The sequence below is a fragment of the Nioella sediminis genome, from assembly GCF_001879695.1.
GTDB lineage: Bacteria > Pseudomonadota > Alphaproteobacteria > Rhodobacterales > Rhodobacteraceae > Nioella > Nioella sediminis.
Map to the genome: position 1 here is coordinate 39,429 of NZ_MNBL01000044.1, position 20,287 is coordinate 59,715.

Consider the following 20,287-nt stretch of genomic DNA (forward strand, 5'->3'; position numbering starts at 1 on the left):
CGTCTCTGCCCGCGCCCAACCTGCGGAAAAACGGCTGGAAGGTCAAAGGCAAAAGGGGGTGGTCATGATCTCGGTCATCATCCCGGCCCATAACGAGGCAGCCCTGATCGGCGATTGCCTGAGGGCGCTTTTGGCGTCCGACCCGCTGGCGGTGCCGGTGGATGTAATCGTGGTGGCCAATGGCTGCACCGATGACACCGTCAGGATTGCAGAAGGCTTTGCAGACCAGGCCCGCGCGAAAGGATGGGGGTTCGAGGTGCTGGACCTGCCGGGCCTTGGCAAGCCGGGCGCGCTGAACGCCGGGGATGCGGCCGCCGCCCATCCGGCGCGGGCCTATCTGGATGCGGATGTGACGGTCGCTCCCGGTTTGATGGCCGCGCTTTGGCGCACGCTGGACCGCGCTGAACCGGCCTATGCCTCTGGCAGCGTTCGGATCACCGGGCAGGGCGCGACCGCGCGGCGCTACGCGCGCTTCTGGTCGCGCGTTCCCTTCATGTGCAGCGGGGTGCCCGGTTGCGGGCTCTTTGCCGTGAACGGGCCGGGGCGGGCGAGGTGGGGGGTGTTTCCGCCGATCATCTCGGATGACACTTATGTGCGGCTGCTTTTCGCGCCCGAAGAACGGCATCTTGCGGATGCGCCCTATGATTGGCCGATTGCCGAGGGTTTCCGGGCTTTGATCAAGGTCCGCAAGCGACAGGATGTGGGGGTGGAAGAAATCGCGCGCCTCTATCCCGATAGCCTCGCCAATGACGACAAGCAGACGCTCGGCGCGCGGGGCAAGATGGTGCTTGCACTTCGCGATCCGTTAGGGTTCCTGACCTATGCAGGTGTTGCGCTGGCGGTGAGGTTGTCTCCCGCCCCAAGGGACTGGAGCCGGGGCAGATGATCGGGGCGATCCGGAGTTTTTATCAGGGACAGGGGCTGATGCAGCGCGCCATGCGCAGCGCCGGGCTGAACCTCTTTGGCTTCGGCTTTTCCCAGTTTCTCAGGCTGGCGTCCAACCTCATCCTGACACGGCTGCTGTTCCCCGAGGCGTTCGGGGTCATGGCCATGGTGTCGGTCTTCCTGATGGGGCTGGCGATGTTTTCCGATGTCGGTGTCGGCCCCGCGATCATGCAGTCGAAACGCGGCGACGACCGGGATTTTCTGAACACCGCCTGGACGATCCAGATCATCCGGGGCGTGAGCCTGTGGCTGGTGGCCTGCGCGCTGACCTGGCCCATGGCGATCTATTTCGGGGAACCCGACCTGATCTACTACCTGCCCGTGGCCGCGCTGACCCAGCTGGTCCTGGGTTTCACCCCGACCCGACACGAGACCGCGAACCGGCATTTGCGGGCCGGGCGGGTGACGGTGCTGGACATGGCCACGCAGGTGATCGGCGTGCTCGTGGCAATCGGGTTGGCCTGGGCGATGCAATCAGTCTGGGCACTGGTCATCTCCGGCGTGATCTCGGCCATCGCGCAGGTGCTGCTCTATGACCTGTTCCTGCCCGGCGAGCGCAACCGTCTGAGATGGGAAAGCGCCGCCGCGCAGGAGCTGATCCATTTCGGCAAATGGGTGTTTCTGAGCACCATTGCGGGCTTTGCCATCGGGCAGGCCGACAAGGTGGTGATCGGTGGCTGGCTGTCGACCCATGATTTCGGGATCTACAATATCGGCTTCTTCTGGGCCTCTTTCCCCTTCCTCATGGGCTCGGTCGTGGTGCGAAAGGTGATGATCCCGATCTACCGCGAAAGCCCGCCGGGCGAAAGCCGCGAGAACTTCCTGCGCCTGCGCCGGATGCGGATGCTGGCGACGGCAGGCATGATCGGGATGGTCATGGTGCCTGCCTTCCTGGGGCACTGGCTGATCGGGGTCCTCTACGACCCGCGTTATATCGCGGCGGGGGGCATGGTGGTGCTGATTTCGGTCGTGCAGATCCCGGCCATCATTGGCGTGACCTATGACCAGGCGGCGCTGGCTGCGGGGGATTCAAAGCGGTTCTTCGTGCTGGCGGCGACGCGGGCGGTCTTCGTGATCGTCGGCATGGTCGCGGGGATCACGCTTTTTGGCCTGCCCGGAGCGCTGGCGGGGCAGGGGCTGGCGATGCTTGCGGCACATCCCGTGGTGGGCTGGCTCGCCTCGCGCAGCCGGGCCTGGGATCCGCTGCATGACGTGATCTACTACGTGATCGGTGGTGGGCTGGGTGCCTTGGCGCTGTGGTGGAACTGGCCGCTCATCGAGACCCTGGCCGCATTGCAACCGGGCTGAGGCCTGGCGGGGGAAGCGGTTTCGAAACCGCTTGTAACGGGCTTTCGAAAGCCCGTTCTGTCGCTCCGATTACACCGGGTGGAGTCGCGGGCATGGATTGGCGCAATGCCGCATGGTCTTGTGCGGCCCGCCTTTAACAGGCGCCGCAACGCGGTTTCGAAACCGCGTCCCACGGGCTTTCGAAAGCCCGTTTAGCCGGTCGCCTTTATGGAAAAGAAAGTGCAGGCTTCTGTTGCCAGGTGCCTGCGGACCCCGCCTTACGCGGCTAGGCGTAAGGGCTTAGTTTCGGCGACCCGAACTGCTTACGCAGCCAGAGCCATTGCCGGAGCACGATTGTCGTTTGCAATTGTACTGTTTTCGCCGGTAACGGTGGCAGACAGCCGAGACAAAGCAAAACCCCTTTAGACGTTCGTCGATCCTGTTTCGGCCCCATGATCCCCAAACGAAGGATATTGGTGGAGCCGCCGGGTACCGCCCCCGGGTCCGATCCGCTTATTACGAGCGCGTTTATGTCCATAGTCCCCGAGAGGACGTCTCCAAGATAGGTCTTCCGGGCAAGCGGTTCAACGGCAATCGTCACCAAAACGCTTGATCGCTGCCGAAAGGTGAAGAAGACTGGATCGCATTCAGACGACCATTTCTCAGGGAGGAAAGCCATATGACAATCACATCTCGAAAGGCGGGCCTCGCGGCTGCTGCCGCTGTGGGCCTTATGGCCATGGCAGGCGCGGCCTCTGCGCAAAACGCCCCATGCCCCACCAATGCCATGGGCATCAACAGCCCCACCACCTGTTCCTGCGCCTCTGGCGGCGGAACCGGGGCGGTCTGGGGTACCAATGTCTACACCGCCGACAGCAATGTCTGTGTCGCCGCTGCCCATGCGGGTGTGATCGGCGCGAATGGCGGGCAGATACTGGTGACGCCCGGTGGCGGATATCAAAGCTATCCCGGCTCCACCCAGAACGGCATCACCACGAGCACCTGGGGCTCCTACGACCGCAGCTTCACCGTCACGCTCGTGTCGATGGAGATGCCCGCCTGCGGGACCATGCCAGCAGGCGCAGAGATCCATGCATGCAGCTGTCCCGCTGGTCCCTATACCGGGTCAGCCTGGGGATCCGGTCCTTACACCAATGACAGCAACATCTGTGTCGCCGCGCTCCATTCTGGTGTGATCAGCTCTGCAGGTGGCATCGTCACCGTGCTCGCATCCCCGGGGCTGCAAAGCTATCGCGGGTCGGAATGGAACGGGTCCACGACCATGGATTACGGTCCCTGGAGTGGCTCGATCAGCTTCGACCGGAACTAACCGGCCTCCCGGCTTGCCCGCTTGGCCATGACCGAGCGGGCCAGCTCGACCGTGTAGCGTTCCAGCTGGCTGAGGCCTTCGCAGGCGTCAGACCCTTCGCCCGCCTCAATCGCGTCAGCAATGCGCGTATGCAACGCGACAATCGCCTCGCGAGAGCGGGCTGTAAAGGTGATCATGTTCATCAGGGGCTGCATCGCCTCGACTGCGCCCGCCAACTGGTAGGACAGGACAGGGTTGTCGGCCCCATCCACCAGCGCCCGGTGAAAGGCCACGTCCGAGGCGCAGAACGCCTCATCCGTCAGACCCGGCTGCTGCTGGCGAAAGATCTCGGCGCGCATGGTGGCCAGATGATCTGCGGTGCGGCGCTCTGCCGACAGGGGCGCGCAGGAGCGCTCCAGCGCATAGCGCGCCTCGCAGGCGGTGTCGAAACTGACATCGTTCATCGACAGAAGCAGGGTCGAGGTCGTGATCTGCTGGCCATAGGCATCGGGGTAGGAGAGCCGGTTCACGAAGGCCCCGCCGAAGGCCCCGCGCTGCGTGCGAATGAGCGATTGCGCGGCAAGACGTTTCAGCGCTTCGCGCACCGTGGACCGTGAAACATCGAACTGCTCCGCCAGTTCCGCCTCCGAGGGCAGGCGTTCATCGACGATCAGATCCCCCGCAATGATCGAGTCACGAATGGCCTTGGCGATCTGCGCTGACAGGTCGGCGCTGCTCTTGGGGTCGATTTTCACGTAGCGTCACTTTCGAGAATTCATTTGTCAGACATTTAAAAGTCTGACATTTAAAACGCAAGACCTGAGTCGGGGAGGACCAGCCTTGTTTGCAACACGGATCAGAGCGATGCGGGGGCCGCATTGGCTGGCGCTCTTTGCCCTGATCCTTGCGGCATGGGCGGCGCTTTATGCCATGTCGATCCCGGCGGAGCTGCGCGCGGCGGGACGCGCCTATGGCGCGGGCTTCTGGGCCGATCTGTGCAACCTGACCCCCGACGCGGCAGGATTCGCCCGGATGGCGCTGATGTGGGCGCTGATGTCGGCGGCGATGATGGCCCCAACGGCGCTGCCCGCCTTCGCCACCTATGAGGATCTGTCCCATAGCGGCGCCGAGACCCGGTTTTCGGCGCTTGTGGGCGGATATCTGGTCATCTGGCTCGGCTTTTCGCTGCTCGCTGCAGCGACACAGCTGGTGCTGTTCAGGGCGGAGCTGCTGGACCCGTTCGGCTCCAGCGCCTCGGCTGCGCTCTCTGCCGGTATCCTTGCGATGGCCGGGGCCTATCAGTTCACGCCGCTGAAAGATGCCTGCCTGTCCAAATGCCGGGCGCCGATGACCTTCTTCATGCAGCATTATGACCAAGGGCCGTTTCGCAACGGCTTGCGTCTTGGCGCGGTCTGCCTTGGCTGCTGTTGGGCGCTGATGATGCTCGCCTTCGTGGGCGGCGTGATGAATATCGCCTTCATGGGGCTCGCGACCCTGCTGATGGCCCTGGAAAAACTGCCCGATATCGGGCGCTGGCTGACGCGGCCCCTTGGGGTCGCGCTGCTGGCGGGCGCGGTTTTCGTCGCGCTGAATGGAATCTGAAAGAGGAGTAAGTCACATGGCACTCGACGGCGACATCGGCACCGTCCCCTGGGCAATCAAGGGCGAGCTGATCCTGAACTGTAACTGTACGGTCTTTTGTCCTTGCGTGATTTCGCTTGGCAAACATCCCCCGACCGAAGGCCATTGCCAGACCTGGGGCGGGGTGCGCATCGACAGCGGCAGCTATGGTGATATCGACCTGAGCGGCCTCAATATCGGCCTGATGATCGAGATCCCCGGCATGATGGGGCGCGGCAACTGGAAGGTGGCGCTGTTCATCGACGACCGGTCCACCGAGGATCAGTATGACGCGCTGGTCGCCATCTTCTCGGGCGCGGCCAAGGGCACCACGGGCCTGTTCCAGATCCTCGTGGGCGAGATCCTCGGCCATGAGCGTCAGCCCGTCACCTATGAAACCGAGGGCAAGACCCGCCACATCACGGTTGGTCGCAAGATCCAGGGTGTCGTGACCCCGGTTGCGGGCAATGACCCCGACAGCGATCTGGTCGTGACCAACACCCAGTACTGGATGGGTCCCGACATCACCGTCGCCTCTGCCTCCAAGGGCAAGCTGCGCGCCTATGGACGGGTCTGGGATTTCGATGGCCGCTCGGCCGAGATCTGCCAGATCGACTGGAAGGGTCCGCGCTAAGGCGCTGATCTGAATGACGTTCCTTGGGGGCTTCCTGCAGGAGGCCCTCGAAGGGCTTTCCCCACCCACCCTTGTTGGAGTCTGCCGTCATGGCTCTGATTTCCCTATCCCGCCGCCTGCGCCGCACCCCCTTTTCCGAGGGCGTCGAGGCCGCTGGCGTCAAAGGTTACACGGTTTACAACCGCATGCTGTTGCCCACGGTCTTCCGATCGGTGGTTGAAGACTATCACCATCTGAAACAGGCCGTTCAGGTCTGGGACGTGGCTTGTGAGCGCCAGGTGGAACTGCGCGGCCCTGATGCGGGCCGCCTGATGCAGATGCTGACCCCGCGCGACCTGCGGGGCATGCTGCCCGGCCAGTGCTATTACGTGCCCATCGTCGATGAGACGGGCGGCATGCTGAACGATCCCGTCGCGGTGAAGCTGGCCGAAGACCGCTGGTGGATCTCCATCGCCGACAGCGATCTGCTGCTCTGGGTCAAGGGCATCGCCTATGGCTACCGGCTGGATGTTCTTGTAGATGAACCCGATGTGTCGCCGCTGGCGGTGCAGGGGCCCAAGGCGGATGAGCTGATGGCGCGGGTCTTCGGCGACGCGGTGCGCGATATCCGTTTCTTCCGCTTCGGGCATTTCGATTTCCAGGGTCGTAACCTCGTGATCGCGCGCTCGGGCTATTCCAAGCAGGGCGGGTTCGAGATCTATGTGGAAGGCTCGGATATCGGCATGCCGCTTTGGAACGCGCTGATGGAGGCGGGCAAGGATCTGGATGTGCATGCAGGCTGCCCCAACCTGATCGAGCGGATCGAAAGCGGGTTGCTGTCCTACGGCAATGACATGACCGACGACAACACCCCCCATGAATGCGGGCTTGGCCGCTTCTGCAACACCGCGACGGCCATTGGCTGCGTCGGGCGTGACGCGCTGTTGCGGGTGTCCAAGGAAGGACCGGTTCAGCAGATCCGCCCTGTCGAGATCCACGGGGACGCGGTGCCGCCCTGCGACCGGCAGTGGCCCGTGGTGGTCGGCGACAAGCATGTGGGCAACATCAGCTCGGCGGTCTGGTCGCCCGATTTCAACACCAACGTGTCGATCGGCATGATCCGCATGACCCATTGGGACGCCTTTACCGAGGTCGACGTCGTCACCCCCGAGGGCGTGCGCGCGGCAACCGTGTACGAGGCGTTCTGGAACTGATAGTCACGTGGTCGCCTCTCCGGGCGGCCCTTCGTAAAGAAAAGGAATCGAGATGTTCAACGCACTGGTCGTGAGAAAAGACGAAGAGAGCGGCAAGACCTCGGCTGCGGTGGAGCAGATCGGCCTGGATGATCTGCCCGAGGGCAATGTCACCGTGGCCGTGGATTATTCCACCGTGAACTACAAGGACGGGCTGTGCATCGGGCCGGGCGGCGGTCTTGTCCGCAAGTATCCGCATGTTCCGGGAATCGACTTCGCCGGCACCGTCGAGGCATCGGACGATGCGCGCTACGCGCCCGGCGACAAGGTCGTGCTGACCGGCTGGCGCGTCGGCGAGGCGCATTGGGGCGGTTACAGCCAGAAGGCGCGGGTCAATGCCGATTGGCTGGTGCCGCTGCCCGAGGGGCTGACATCGCGTCAGGCGATGGCTGTCGGCACCGCCGGGTTCACCGCGATGCTGGCGGTCATGGCGCTGGAAGATCACGGGCTGACCCCGGACAAGGGCGAAGTGCTGGTCACGGGTGCCGCCGGTGGTGTCGGGTCCGTTGCGACCGCGATCCTGGCCAATCTGGGCTATGACGTGGCCGGTGTTACCGGTCGGCCCGAGCAGGAGGACTACCTCAAGGGGCTCGGCGCCAAGCGCATCGTGGCGCGTGAAGAGATTAACGAAACCGTCAAGCGCCCGCTGGAATCGGAAACCTGGGCAGGCTGCGTCGATGCCGTGGGCGGGCCAATGCTGGCACGGGTTCTGGGCCAGATGAAATACGGCGGCTCGGTTTCTGCTGTGGGTCTGGCTGGAGGGGCAGGGCTGCCCGCGACCGTCATCCCGTTCCTGCTGCGCGGTGTGAACCTGCTGGGGATCGACAGTGTCATGCAGCCCTATGACAACCGGCTTCGCGCATGGAAGCGGATCGCGAGCGATCTGCCGATGGACAAGCTGGAGGCCATGGTGCACCCGGCGGTGCTGGCCGATCTGCCCGATCTGGGCCGCTCGATCCTCAAGGGTGGCGTGCGTGGGCGTGTGGTCGTCGACGTGAACGCCTGAGTGACTGGGTTTCGCCGCCTTTGGCGTCGATCCGCGGGGGGATCCTCCCCCCGCACCCCCCTGAGGTATTTATGCCAAGATGAAAGCAGGGGCGGGCTTGACCACAAGGCCGGGGAGGCGCAGAAAAGACCTATGACCCAATTTGCTGCCATGACTGTCACCTATCGCGCGTTCGCATAGAACGGGCGGGATGCATGTGCAGATAGGATAGACCGCCACCTGAGGCGGTTTTTTTATGTCATCCCGGCTTCGGTGGCCCAAGCCGGAGTACTGTAAATGACTCTTCAACCGATCGTCCGACCCGTCACGCCCCAGGATCTGGAGGCGCTGGCCGACATGGTCCGCCACCTGGCGCGGTTTCATGGCGATACCCCGACCGTCACCCCCGCCACGCTGGCCCGCGACTGCCTTGGGCAAGCCCCTTGGCTGCATGTCCTTGTTGCAGAGGTGAACGGCGCGCTTTGCGGATACGCGATGCTGTGTCCGCGCGCGCGGGCGCAGTTCGGGGAAAGGGCCATGGATCTGCATCATCTCTATGTCCAGAAAGACCTGCGCGGGCGGGGAGTAGGGGGCGCTCTGGTTCGGGCGGCAGAAGCGCTTGCCGATACACTCGGAGCACGGAGTCTGAGCGTGTCTTCGATGCCGGAAAACGACATGGCCGGTCAGGCCTACCTTGCCATGGGGTTTCGGGAATCCCGATCTCGGATGCGACGGTTTCAGCGGGATTTCTAACCCGGAAGATCCGGTTGAACGGTGTCGCAACGGGCTCAGATCAGCGCTGTCTCACCTCGTGAGACCCTTATTTTGTTGCTTGCGCAATGATCAATGCCCCGCCGGGCAGGGAAAGGTTAGCCGATTGCCCGCACACGTGTTAGTTGTGAGAGGAGCGCATGCGCGAATGCGCCGCAGCCGGTGGGGGAAGTGCCGTTTTTGTACAAGAAGCGATGCCCCCCCGCACTAAGGCTTGCCGAAAGGGATAGACTGCGACCGGACCCGGTTCTTTTCGGAAAAACATCTCCGGGGTCGGCACGGAAAGGAGACAGGGGACAATCCAATAAAAACCGTTTTTCCAAATCATCTGGGAGGAGAACTCTATGGCAAAAACGCCCCCATTGATGGAACTGCCGATCAAGACCGCCGAAGGCGGCTTCTATGACGGGTTCAGCAAAGACGTCACCGTTACCGCAAAAATTCTCGTTGGTGCGCTGATCATCTGGGCTGTCGCATTTCCTGACAACGCCGCCAGCGTGCTTGGCAGCCTCAACAGCTTCCTGCTGGCGAATTTCGCAACCTGGTATATCTGGGTTGTGGCCTTCTTCATCATCGTCTGCATTCTCTTGGCGATCATGCCGGCCTCGGGCCGCCTGACGCTCGGATTGCCAGAGGACAAGCCGGAGTTTTCGAATTTCTCCTGGTTCTCGATGATGTTCGGGGCCGGGATCGGGATCGGGATGCTGACCTTCGCAACGGCGGAACCGATCTATCATTTCGCCACCAACCCCGACGTGATCATGGGTGACGCGGAAGGCTCGTCCGCCGAAAACGTGCGCAACGCCTACAAGTGGTCGTTCCTGCACTGGGGCATCGGGGCCTGGGCCTGCTATGCGCTGGTCGGTCTGGCGCTGGCCTATTTCTCGTATCGCCGCAACCTGCCGCTGACCATCCGGTCGGCCCTGGTGCCTCTGTTCGGGAAGTCGCTGTCGGGAACGCTCGGCCATGTGGTCGACATCGTCGCCGTTGTGGCCACCGTTTTGGGCGTGTCGCAGACGCTTGGCTTTGGCGTGAACCAGTTCGTGGCCGGTATCCATCGGATCGGCTTTGGCGATTGGCTGCTGCGGGAAGATGGCAGCGCCTCGACCGCGGCGATCATCTTCGCGCTGCTGGTGATCATGGGGGCCTCGACCCTGTCGGCGCTGTCCGGCGTGGGCAAGGGCATCAAGTGGCTGTCGAATATCAACATGGGGCTGAGCTTCTTCCTGCTGGCCTTCTTCCTGATCTTCGGCTCCACCTTCTTCGGTCTTCAGGCACTGTTCGTCGGCATCTTCGACTACCTGATCAACCTGCCGTCGATGATGTTCACTGTCTGGCGCGCTGACGGAGTGGAAGACTCGGTCGCAACCCAACTTGCCGGCTGGCAGGGCGGCTGGTCCGTCTTCTACTGGGCCTGGTGGATTGCGTTCGCGCCCTTCGTGGGCGTGTTCCTGGCGCGTATTTCCCGCGGTCGCACCGTGCGTGAATACGTTCTGGGCGCGATCATCATCCCCTCGGTGATGTGCTTTGTCTGGTTCGCCATTGTCGGCGGCACCGCCATTGACCTGTCGCTGAATGGCGATGCGGGTGATGCAATCACCGGCGCTGGTGCGGAATCGCAGCTCTTTGCGATGCTTGACGTGATGCTGTCCTCGGGTCTCGCCTGGGTGATGGCGCTGATCGTCGTGATCCTGCTGCTGACCTACCTGGTGACCTCGGCCGACTCCGCCGTTCTGATCGTCAACACGATCAATTCCGGTGGGGATGAAGGCCCGAAGGGGCGCCCGCATATCCTGTTCTGGGGCGCGGCCCTGGCGCTGGTCGTGGGGGCGCTGCTGGTCATCGGCGGGCTTGGGGCGATCCAGACCGCCATGGTCATCGGGGCGCTGCCGTTCAGCTTCGTGATGTTGCTCATGGGCTTTGCCGTGATCAAGGGCATCTGGCGTGACGCCATCCGTGAAAAGAACGGTGTCGAAAGCGTCTACCGCGAGTGATGCGCGGCATCTGATGTGATGGGGATCCCCCGCCGGGCAACCGGCGGGGGATTTTCTTTTTCTGATCGGGCGATTGACCGCGTGACGCCTCTGTCGTAGCCCTGTTGTCGTTCCGTCGATGAGGCGGGGCTGCCGCTGATCCGGGTCGGGTCGCCGGCTCGGCTGGAAGACCTGCCAGGATGGGAATGCCCGCCCTTGGCGGGGCAGTCCCGAGCAAGGCAACGAGACTGAGGATCACAGAATGTCCCAACTTGATATCGACTGGGTGCGCGCGCAGTTCCCGGCTTTTTCGCAACCCTCCCTGCAGGGGCAGGCCTTTTTCGAGAACGCAGGCGGCAGCTACACCTGTCAGCAGGTGATCGACCGGCTGTTCCGCTTCTACACGGAGCGCAAGGTCCAACCCTATGCCCCCTACGAGCCGAGCCGTTTGGGGGGCGAAGAGATGGACGAGGCGCGGACGCGTCTGGCGGCGATGCTGGGGGTGGAGACCGATGAGCTGTCCTTCGGCCCCTCGACCACGCAGAACACCTATGTGCTGGCGCAGGCCTTCCGGCAGTATCTGGACGAGGGCGACGCAATTGTCGTGACCAATCAGGATCACGAGGCCAATTCCGGCCCCTGGCGTCGGCTGGCGAATGAGGGGATCGAGGTCCGTGAATGGCAGATCGACCCCGAGACCGGGCATCTGGACCCCGCCGCGCTGACGCCTTTGATGGCCGATGGTAAAGTGCGGCTGGTCTGCTTCCCGCATTGTTCCAACGTGGTGGGCGAGGTGAATGACGTCGCCGCGATCTGCGCGCAGGCCAAGGCGGCGGGGGCCTATACCTGCGTCGATGGCGTCAGCTACGCACCGCACGGGTTCGAGGATGTGGGCGCGCTCGGGGCCGATATCTACCTCTTTTCCGCCTACAAGACCTATGGGCCGCATCAGGGCATCATGGTGATCCGCCGCGCGCTTGGGGAGGTGCTGCCGAACCAGGGGCATTATTTTAACGAGGGATCGCTCTACAAGCGTTTCACGCCCGCTGGCCCCGACCATGCGCAGGTGGCCGCGAGTGCCGGCATGGCGGATTACATGGAGGCGCTCTCGGCCCATCACGGCGGACCTGCCAGCGGGGCCGGGGCCGCGCGGTTTGCGCATGATCTGATGCGCGAACAGGAAGTGTCGCTGCTCGAACCGCTTCTGGCCTACCTTTCGTCGAAAAACTCCCTGCGCCTGATCGGGTCGGACTCGCCAACGGGGCGCGCGCCAACGGTGGCCGTCTCGCTGGACCGGCCGGGCGAGGCGGTCGCGGCTGACCTTGCGCCCCATGGCATCATGGCGGGCGGTGGTGATTTCTATGCCGTGCGCCCGCTTGGCGCCATGGGGGTAAACCTTGACAAGGGCGTGCTGCGCCTGAGCTTCACCCATTACACGCATCACGGGGAAATCCAGCAATTGATCGGCGCGCTCGACAAGGTGCTCTGACGGGCTTGACCGGTGCCGGGTGCGATCTAGCTGTCTGGCGACAAAAGGCAGGGGTTGAGCATGGCACCGATCATCTACTGGATGCGCCGGGATTTCCGGCTTGCGGACAACCCGGCACTGACGGCCTGTCAGGGGCGTCCGGTGATCCCGGTGGTGATCCGCGACGGCTCTGTCACGGCGCTCGGCGCGGCCCCTGCCTTCCGGTTGGGCCGGGCGGTGGAAGAGTTTTGCAAAACTCTTCGCCCGCCCGGTGGCTCGGTCATTCTGCGCACAGGCGATGCGCTGGAGGTGCTGGAAGCGCTGATCGCGGAAACCGGCGCGACCAAGGTGGTGTGGAACCGGCTCTACGACCCGGAAGCGCGGGACCGCGACAGCAAGATCAAGGCGGCGCTGAGGGACCGGGGGATCGAGGCCGAAAGCTTCAACGCCCATCTTCTATTCGCACCCTGGACCGTGGAAACCGGAACCGGTGGGTACTACCGGGTCTACACGCCATACTGGAAGGCGGTGCGCGATCGTGATGTGCCCGCACCCTTGACGGTGCCCGCGCTGCGCTTCCCCGATCGGATGCCTGACAGTGAGACCCTTCAGGACTGGGCCCTGGACGCCCCGATGCGCCGTGGCGCGGCGATTGTCGAAAAACATCTGCTGCTTGGGGAGCATGCCGCGAAGGACAGACTGACAGAGTTTATGGACCGGCGTGTTGCCAGGTACCGCGACGACCGGGATTTCCTCGCGCTCGATGCCACGTCCGGCCTGTCGGAACCGCTCACATATGGTGAGATATCCCCCCGTCAGTGCTGGCATGCCGGCTGGCGTGCGATGGTGGGCGCAGGCGGCAAGGGGGCGGAACATTTCCTCAAGGAACTGGTCTGGCGCGAATTTGCCTATCACCTGATGTTCCATTCGCCCGAAATCCTGACCGGCAACTGGCGGCCTGAATGGAACGATTTTCCCTGGCAGGGTGATGGCGAGGCGGCAGAGCGCTGGCGCTTCGGCGAGACCGGGGTGGAGATCGTCGATGCCGCCATGCGGGAGCTGTACGTCACCGGCCGCATGCACAACCGCGCGCGGATGCTGGTGGCGTCTTACCTCACAAAACACCTGATGGTGGACTGGCGCATCGGGCGCGACTGGTTTGCCGAGACGCTGGTAGACTGGGACCCGGCCTCGAACGCCATGGGCTGGCAATGGGTGGCAGGCTCCGGCCCCGATGCCGCACCGTTCTTCCGAGTTTTCAACCCGGATACGCAGGCCGAGAAGTTCGACCGGAAGGCAGTTTACCGCACGCATTGGCTGCATGGGGCAGGGGCGCGGGACTTCGCCGCCGCGATCCCGAGGTCCCGAACGATCCGGAACAGGCTCTCTCCGATGATTGCGCTGTCAGAGGGACGGGAACGTGCTCTGGCGGCCTACAAAGCCCTGAAAGGTTAAATTTCTTGCCAGAACACGGAGTTCGCGTTCATGATACGCTTGCGACAAGGGGATGGGACATGAGCGTCAAGACAACGACAGTCGGAGAAACCGACCTGCCGCGCTATTTCGTGCAAGTCTTCCAGACTGTGAGCAAGCTGAAAAACGGGCGGCTGGAGTTCCACCTGCCCGATGGGCGTATCTTCCGGGCCGAAGGCACGAACCCCGGACCGCTCGGCATTTGCGAGGTGCATGATCTCGATGTGTTCGCCCGGCTGATCCGTGAGGGCGATCTGGGGTTCTGTGATGCCTATCTGGAGGGCGGCTGGTCCACCCCCGACCTTCAGGCGCTGATGGATGCGGTCCATGCGGATAATGACGAGGTCTATGACGGCTTCCTCGGCATGGCGCTGGTGCGGGCCTATGAGAAGCTGCGCTTCTGGATGCAGGGCAATTCCAAGCGGCAGGCGAAGAAGAATATCTCGTATCACTATGATCTGGGGAATGATTTCTATTCGCTCTGGCTCGATGATACGATGACCTATTCCTCGGCCCTGTTCGAAACCGGGCAGGAATCGACCGAGGCCGCGCAGAGGGCCAAATACGCGGCGCTGGCCGACAAGATCGGCGTGAAACCGGGCGACCATCTGCTGGAGATCGGCTGCGGCTGGGGCGGGTTCGCGGAATATGCCGCAAAGGAACGCGGCGCGCGGATTACCGGGTTGACGATCAGCCGGGAACAGCACGATTACGCGGTGGCGCGCATGGAACGACAGGGGCTGTCGGACAGGGTCGAGATCCGCATGCAGGACTACCGGGAGACCGAGGGCCAGTTCGACGGTATCGCCTCGATCGAGATGTTCGAGGCCGTGGGCGAGAAATACTGGCCGGTCTTTTTTTCCACCGTGCGCGACCGGTTGAAGCCCGGTGCGGTCGCTGCGCTGCAGATCATCACCGTGCAGGATGCGCGCTGGCAGGTTTACAAGCGGGGCGTCGATTTCATTCAGAAATACATCTTTCCGGGCGGCATGCTGCCGTGCCCCTCGGTGCTACGTCAGCAGGTAGAAGCGGCTGGCTTGCAGTTCTCGGGCAGCCACGAATTCGGGGAAAGCTACAGCCAGACGCTGCGCCGCTGGCACGAGACGTTCAACGAAAGATGGGACGATGTGGCGGCGCAGGGCTTTGACGACCGGTTCCGCAGGATGTGGAATTTTTATCTCACCTCTTGCGCGGCAAGCTTTCACAGCGGCAATACTGATGTCACACAGATTTCCGTGACCAGACCGGGCTGATCCCATGCCGACCACCGCCAAGCTTGTTTCCGCCGTTCTCTTCGCCATCATCGGTTTCTTCGCGGCGGCGGCTTATGCAGAGACCCTGCCGCCGGGGCAGCCGCGGTTCTGGCTGATCCCCATCGTGACGGCGCTTGGTATCGGGCAGGGCTGGATGACCATGGGCCGCAATGTGGGCGAGGGGATCTCCATGGCGATCACCACCGGGGTGCGGACATCCTTCATGATCGCCTTCTGGGCGGTTGCCATTTTCGGTATATTCGAGATGTTCTATCGGTCCACCCGGCTGCGCTATGACGGGCCGGGAGAGGCGGTGATCGCGGCGCTGGAACTTTTGATGGAATATGGGCTGTCGGTGTTGACGGCGGTGCCCACGCTGATCATCTTGTTCGGGGGAGGCGCGGTTGCGGGGATCGTGGCCGAGTTTGTAAACCGCCGCTGGAGCTGACCTGACCCGATGACACCCCTGTTTTTCTTTGGCACGCTGCGGCATCAGCCGCTGCTGGATATCGTTCTTGGCCGTGTCCTCACGCCGGAACCCGCCCACCTGCCGGGATATCGCGTTGCCTGCGCCGAGGGCGAGAGCTTTCCCTTGCTGGTCGAGGATGCAGGTCGCGCCGCCGAGGGTGTGCTGGCCCATGGGCTGACGGAAGACGACATCACCCGGCTGAATTTCTACGAAGGGGCGTTTTCCTACGATCTGGTCGATGTCACCGTCGCGGGGGCGACCGGTCCGGTTCCGGCGCGGGTGTTCATGCCGAAAGAGGCCCCGTGGCAACCCGGTGCGGATTGGCACCTGCCGGATTGGGTGGACCAATGGGGGCCGCTGACGCTGATCGCGGCGGGCGAGGTTATGCGCGCCTTCGGACGCGAGACGCCCGAGCAGGTCGCAGCGCGCTTCCCGATCATCCGCGCGCGTGCGCAATCCTACGTTCTGGCAGCCGCCCGTCGCAGGCCGGTGACAGTCTCCAGCCCGTTGACGCGCGACGAGGTGGAACTGACCTCGCTGGAGCGACCATACGAGAAATTCTTCACGGTCGAGGAATACCAGACCCGGTTTCGCCGCTTCGACGGCAGCTGGTCAGACACTGGTGCGCGCGCCATTTTCAACGTGGGCGATGCGGTGACGGTGCTGCCCTATGACCCGGCGCGCGACATGGTGCTGCTGGTGGAACAGCTGCGCATCGGGGCCTATGCGCAGGGCGACCCGCAGCCCTGGCTGCTGGAACCGGTGGCAGGCATCGTCGATGCAGGCGAAAGCTATGAGGACACCGCCTATCGCGAAACCCGCGAAGAGGCACATGCCGAGCTGACAGCGCTGCACAAGGTGGCAGGCTATTACCCCTCTCCGGGGGGGATTGCGCAATATCTGGTATCCTATGTCGGCATCACCGAACTGTCCGATGACCGCAGAAAGGTGGGTGGATTGGAGTCCGAGGGCGAAAACATCCGCAACCTGCTGGTGCCCTACGAACAGCTCGTCACCATGTTGGAGGCGGGTGAGCTGGTGAACGCGCCGCTGGTTCTGTCGGTGCAATGGTTGATGCTGAACCGCGACCGGCTGCGCGCCTAGGCACATCGCCGTTGCGGTGCTACCTGCTTGAGTTTGGCGCTGTGCGCGCCTATCCCTTCTAGGCAACAAGGACCGCTGTCGCAGCGGTCACAAGATATCGGCGGAGTGACCGGACATGACCATCAACAAAGATCTTGCAGCATCCGTGGGCAACACGCCCCTGATCCGGCTGAACCGGCTGAGCGACGCCACCGGATGCGAGATCCTCGGTAAGGCCGAGTTCATGAACCCCGGCCAATCGGTGAAGGATCGCGCGGCGTTGTTCATCATCCGCGACGCCATCGCGCGGGGGGATCTGAAGCCCGGTGGCACGATTGTCGAAGGCACAGCCGGAAATACCGGGATCGGCCTGTCGCTGGTGGGCGCCTCAATGGGGTTCAAGACAGTCATCGTCATTCCCGAGACGCAAAGCCAGGAAAAGAAGGACATGATCCGTCTGGCAGGCGCGGAGCTGGTGCAGGTGCCAGCGGCACCCTACAAGAACCCCAACAACTACGTGCGTTATTCCGAACGGCTGGCCAAGGCACTGGCAGCAAGCGAGCCCAATGGTGCGATCTGGGCCAACCAGTTCGACAACGTGGCCAACCGGCAAGCGCATATTGAGACCACAGGGCCGGAAATCTGGGATCAGACCGGCGGCAAGGTCGATGGCTTCATCTGTGCCGTGGGATCGGGTGGCACCATCGCAGGTGTCGGCATGGCTTTGCAGCCCAAGGGCGTGAAGATCGGCCTTGCGGACCCGGATGGGTCTGGCGTTCATAATTTCTATACGACGGGCGAATTCAAGTCCGAGGGCGGCTCCATCACCGAAGGCATCGGGCAGGGGCGCGAGACCGCGAACCTCAAGGGATTCCGACCCGATATGAGCTACAAGATCTCCGACGCGGAAGCGCTGCCCATGGCCTTTGACCTGCTGTCGGAAGAGGGGCTCTGCGTTGGCGGGTCGTCGGCCATCAACATGGCCGGTGCGGTGCGCATGGCGCGCGAAATGGGGCCGGGCCATACCATCGTGACGATCCTTTGCGACTACGGCACACGCTACCAGTCCAAGATGTTCAACCCTGACTTCCTGCGCGAAAAGGGACTGCCGGTTCCTGCATGGATGGATGCCGCCCCGCGCGATCTGCCATCCGTTTTCGAGTAACGGGCAATGATCCGCCGCTTCCTTGTCCTCTGTCTGGTCGTTCTTACTGCGCTGACCGCACCGGTCTGGGCGCAGGACACGTCGCTCGGCCCGGACTATGACCAGTGGACTCAATTGGCCGACCGTGCCGAAGGGGTGATCGACGCCGAACGCGCCTCCGATCCGGCGTTTGAGACGCTGCGGGCGCAGATCGCCGAGTATCGCGAGCAATTCAGGGCCGCGACCGGAACCAATGCCGCGCGCATCGAGACGCTGCGCGCCCAGATCGTGGCGCTTGGTCCGGTGCCAGAGGATGGCAGCCCCGAGCCGGATGCGATTTCCAGCCAGCGGACCGATCTTGGCGCCCGGCTGGCCGAGGCCGAGGCCCCCGGACGGCGGGCAGAGGCAGAGCTGCGCCGTGCGCAGGGGCTGATCGGCGAGATCGACCGCCTGCTCGCCAGCCGACAGGCCGGGGCGTTGCTGACATTGCAGCCGTCGCCGATAAACCCGGCCAACTGGCCCGGCGCGATCACGGCTGTCTTCTCCTATCTCAATTCGCTGGCCAACGAGAACCTGCGGCTGTGGAGTTCACCCATCTACCAGGAGGAATTCAGCGAGAACCTGCCGCTGGTTTTACTCTATCTGCTGGTTGGCATGGTGCTGATCCTGCGCGGGTGGCGGTGGGTCGGACGGATGATGCGCGGCCCGGTGGAACAGGAAGAAAGCTCGCCCACGGCGCGGCTGTCGGTGTTCTTCCTGTCGATCGCGCAGCACGGGCTGCCGGCGCTCGGGGTGATTGCCTTGGCGCAGGCGGTCGAGGAAAGCAGCTTCGTGGGGCTGCGCGGCTCGGTCATTCTGGCGGCGATCCCACAGATCGCCATTACCGTCGCGGCCGCCATCTGGATCGGGCGGCAGGTGTTCCCGGCCCGCGAAACGGCCGCGCGGCCACTGAATCTGCCCGAGGTCAAGCTGGCCCGCGGGCGGCGCGCGGCGGGCTGGCTCGGCCTGTTGATGGGGGTGTCGCAACTGGTCGATGCCATCGCCGAAAGCGAAGGTTTCCAGCCTGCGGAACGGCTTGTCATCTTCTTCCCGCTGGTGATCCTGACCGGCCTCTTTCTGGCCCGTCTCGGGCGGTTTCTGGTGTTGCATGCCAAGGCCCAGTCCGACCTTGAGGATCCGGCCAGCCTGCGCACCCGTGTCTTTGGGCTGATCGGCCGCGCGGTGCTGCTGTTGGGCTTTGCGGGCCCGGTGCTGGCCGGGGTGGGCTACTTCACCGCCGGGTCGAGCTTTCTGTTTCCCGCCGTTCTGTCCCTGTCGCTGCTGGCGCTTCTTGGGGTTCTGCAAAGGCTGGTGGCCAATGTCTACGGCGCCTTCACCGGACGGCAGGACGGGCTGGACGAGGCGCTGACACCGACCCTGATCGGCTTTCTGCTGACACTGGCCTCGGTGCCCGTGTTCGCGTTGATCTGGGGCATGCGGCAGGCGCAGCTTGCGGATCTGTGGGAACAGCTGATCCTCGGCTTCGACCTTGGCGGCGTGCATATCAGCCCGCGCAGTTTCCTCAGCTTCGCAATCGTGTTCGTCGTCGGCTACACCGCAACCCGCCTGATCCAGAGCACCTTGCGCAACTCCGTCCTGCCCAAGACCAAACTGGACGCGGGCGGGCGCAACGCGGTTGTCACTGGCACCGGCTATGTGGGGATCTTCCTCGCTGCGCTGGTGGCCATCACCGTGGCGGGGATCGACCTCAGTTCCATCGCCATTGTCGCCGGTGCCCTGTCCGTCGGCATCGGTTTCGGCCTTCAGGCCATTGTGTCGAATTTCGTCTCTGGCATCATCCTGCTGGTGGAACGGCCCATCAAGGAAGGCGACTGGATCCAGATCGGGGCGACCGCGGGATATGTGCGTGAAATCTCGGTGCGTTCGACCCGGATCGAGACCTTCGACCGGTCTGATGTGATCGTGCCCAATGCCGACCTGATTTCCGGTGTGGTCACGAACATGACCCATCACAACGCCACGGGCCGAGTCATCGTGCCCGTGGGCGTGGCCTACGGAACCGATACGCGGCAGGTCGAAACCATTCTGAAAGAGGTGGCCGAGGCCCATCCCATGGTGCTGCTGACGCCGCCGCCCAATGTGATCTTCCAGGGCTTTGGGGCCGATAGCCTCAATTTCGAGATCCGGGCGATCCTGCGCGATGTGAACTGGATGCTGAGCGTGAAGAGTGACATGAATCACGAGATCGCCAAGCGCTTTGCCGAGGCCGGGATCGAGATCCCCTTCGCGCAGCGTGACATCTGGATCCGCAATCCGGACGCGCTGAAGACCACGACCGCCCTGACCGGGGCGGAGACTGAAGATGACGGGGATGACACCGATGCGCCCCCGCAAGAGGAGCAGACCTGATGACCAAGCAGCTATTCATGGAAGACGCCTATCGCAAATCCGCTCCGGGCACGGTGGTGCGGATCACCGAGGAAGGTGGCGTGGTTCTGGATGGCGCGCTCTTCTATGCGCAGGGCGGTGGCCAGCCGGGGGATAGCGGCACGCTCGATTGGGCGGGCGGACGGCTGCGGATTGCCACGACCGTGAAGGGCGAGGGGGGCGAGATCGTGATGGTCCCCGCCGAGGCGGGGGG

General features: G+C 63.5%; 18 protein-coding genes and 1 other RNA gene. 17 read left to right on the forward strand and 2 right to left on the reverse strand.

Going from position 1 to position 20,287, the window contains the following annotated elements; all coding sequences use genetic code 11:
• The first annotated feature begins 64 nt into the window (after positions 1 to 64).
• Positions 65 to 886, forward strand: coding sequence for a glycosyltransferase (locus BKY26_RS07030; RefSeq protein WP_071689689.1), 822 nt, complete (start codon positions 65 to 67; stop codon positions 884 to 886).
• Positions 883 to 2,253 (forward strand): oligosaccharide flippase family protein, encoded by a 1,371-nt coding sequence (locus tag BKY26_RS07035; RefSeq protein ID WP_071689690.1) that lies wholly within the window; start codon positions 883 to 885, stop codon positions 2,251 to 2,253. The genes BKY26_RS07030 and BKY26_RS07035 overlap by 4 nt, the downstream gene beginning before the upstream one ends.
• A gap of 218 nt (positions 2,254 to 2,471) precedes the next feature.
• On the opposite strand, the gene ssrA is transcribed toward BKY26_RS07035, so the two are convergent.
• Positions 2,472 to 2,824, reverse strand: a transfer-messenger RNA (tmRNA) gene (ssrA, locus tag BKY26_RS07040).
• Positions 2,825 to 2,911: 87 nt separating this feature from the next.
• Between ssrA and BKY26_RS07045 the strand changes: the two genes are divergently transcribed.
• The gene (locus BKY26_RS07045; protein ID WP_083431353.1) at positions 2,912 to 3,562 is read left to right on the forward strand and encodes an LCCL domain-containing protein; all 651 of its coding nucleotides are present in this window, start codon (positions 2,912 to 2,914) and stop codon (positions 3,560 to 3,562) included.
• Here the strand turns inward: BKY26_RS07045 and BKY26_RS07050 are convergent.
• Positions 3,559 to 4,296 carry a FadR/GntR family transcriptional regulator gene (locus BKY26_RS07050; protein WP_071689692.1) on the reverse strand — a complete coding sequence of 246 codons (738 nt, stop codon included), beginning with the start codon at positions 4,294 to 4,296 and terminating at the stop codon, positions 3,559 to 3,561. The genes BKY26_RS07045 and BKY26_RS07050 overlap by 4 nt on opposite strands.
• A gap of 109 nt (positions 4,297 to 4,405) precedes the next feature.
• Here BKY26_RS07050 and BKY26_RS07055 point away from each other — a divergent pair, with 109 nt between their 5' ends.
• The 14 genes from BKY26_RS07055 to BKY26_RS07120 all read left to right on the forward strand — a co-directional run.
• Positions 4,406 to 5,143 (forward strand): DUF2182 domain-containing protein, encoded by a 738-nt coding sequence (locus BKY26_RS07055; protein ID WP_071689693.1) that lies wholly within the window; start codon positions 4,406 to 4,408, stop codon positions 5,141 to 5,143.
• Between the two features lie 16 nt (positions 5,144 to 5,159).
• Entirely contained in the window at positions 5,160 to 5,795 is a 636-nt protein-coding gene (locus BKY26_RS07060; protein WP_071689694.1) for a DUF1326 domain-containing protein, read from the forward strand.
• An 89-nt stretch (positions 5,796 to 5,884) separates the two neighbouring features.
• Positions 5,885 to 6,988, forward strand: a complete 1,104-nt coding sequence (locus BKY26_RS07065) for a dimethylsulfoniopropionate demethylase (protein WP_071689695.1) — start codon at positions 5,885 to 5,887, stop codon at positions 6,986 to 6,988.
• Between the two features lie 52 nt (positions 6,989 to 7,040).
• Positions 7,041 to 8,033, forward strand: a complete 993-nt coding sequence (gene acuI, locus BKY26_RS07070; protein WP_071689696.1) for an acryloyl-CoA reductase — start codon at positions 7,041 to 7,043, stop codon at positions 8,031 to 8,033.
• A gap of 276 nt (positions 8,034 to 8,309) precedes the next feature.
• Positions 8,310 to 8,765: a GNAT family N-acetyltransferase gene (locus BKY26_RS07075; protein ID WP_071689697.1), complete on the forward strand. Its 456-nt coding sequence runs from the start codon at positions 8,310 to 8,312 to the stop codon at positions 8,763 to 8,765.
• 362 nt (positions 8,766 to 9,127) lie between these two features.
• Positions 9,128 to 10,777 (forward strand): BCCT family transporter, encoded by a 1,650-nt coding sequence (locus tag BKY26_RS07080; RefSeq protein ID WP_071689698.1) that lies wholly within the window; start codon positions 9,128 to 9,130, stop codon positions 10,775 to 10,777.
• A 241-nt stretch (positions 10,778 to 11,018) separates the two neighbouring features.
• Complete coding sequence (locus BKY26_RS07085) at positions 11,019 to 12,245, forward strand: aminotransferase class V-fold PLP-dependent enzyme (protein WP_071689699.1); 1,227 nt, start codon at positions 11,019 to 11,021, stop codon at positions 12,243 to 12,245.
• A 60-nt stretch (positions 12,246 to 12,305) separates the two neighbouring features.
• Positions 12,306 to 13,679, forward strand: a complete 1,374-nt coding sequence (locus tag BKY26_RS07090) for a cryptochrome/photolyase family protein (protein WP_193600174.1) — start codon at positions 12,306 to 12,308, stop codon at positions 13,677 to 13,679.
• Positions 13,680 to 13,738: 59 nt separating this feature from the next.
• Positions 13,739 to 14,950: an SAM-dependent methyltransferase gene (locus BKY26_RS07095; protein WP_071689701.1), complete on the forward strand. Its 1,212-nt coding sequence runs from the start codon at positions 13,739 to 13,741 to the stop codon at positions 14,948 to 14,950.
• Positions 14,951 to 14,954: 4 nt separating this feature from the next.
• Positions 14,955 to 15,398, forward strand: coding sequence for a TrgA family protein (locus tag BKY26_RS07100; RefSeq protein WP_071689702.1), 444 nt, complete (start codon positions 14,955 to 14,957; stop codon positions 15,396 to 15,398).
• Positions 15,399 to 15,407: 9 nt separating this feature from the next.
• A complete protein-coding gene (locus BKY26_RS07105; protein WP_071689703.1) occupies positions 15,408 to 16,523 on the forward strand; it encodes a gamma-glutamylcyclotransferase in 1,116 nt (371 codons plus the stop codon).
• Positions 16,524 to 16,638: 115 nt separating this feature from the next.
• Positions 16,639 to 17,667, forward strand: a complete 1,029-nt coding sequence (locus BKY26_RS07110; protein WP_071689704.1) for a cysteine synthase A — start codon at positions 16,639 to 16,641, stop codon at positions 17,665 to 17,667.
• 6 nt (positions 17,668 to 17,673) lie between these two features.
• The gene (locus tag BKY26_RS07115) at positions 17,674 to 20,055 is read left to right on the forward strand and encodes a DUF3772 domain-containing protein (protein ID WP_071689705.1); all 2,382 of its coding nucleotides are present in this window, start codon (positions 17,674 to 17,676) and stop codon (positions 20,053 to 20,055) included.
• The coding region (locus BKY26_RS07120; RefSeq protein WP_245764435.1) for an alanine--tRNA ligase-related protein at positions 20,055 to 20,287 on the forward strand (233 nt) is incomplete at its 3' end. The genes BKY26_RS07115 and BKY26_RS07120, both read left to right, overlap by 1 nt.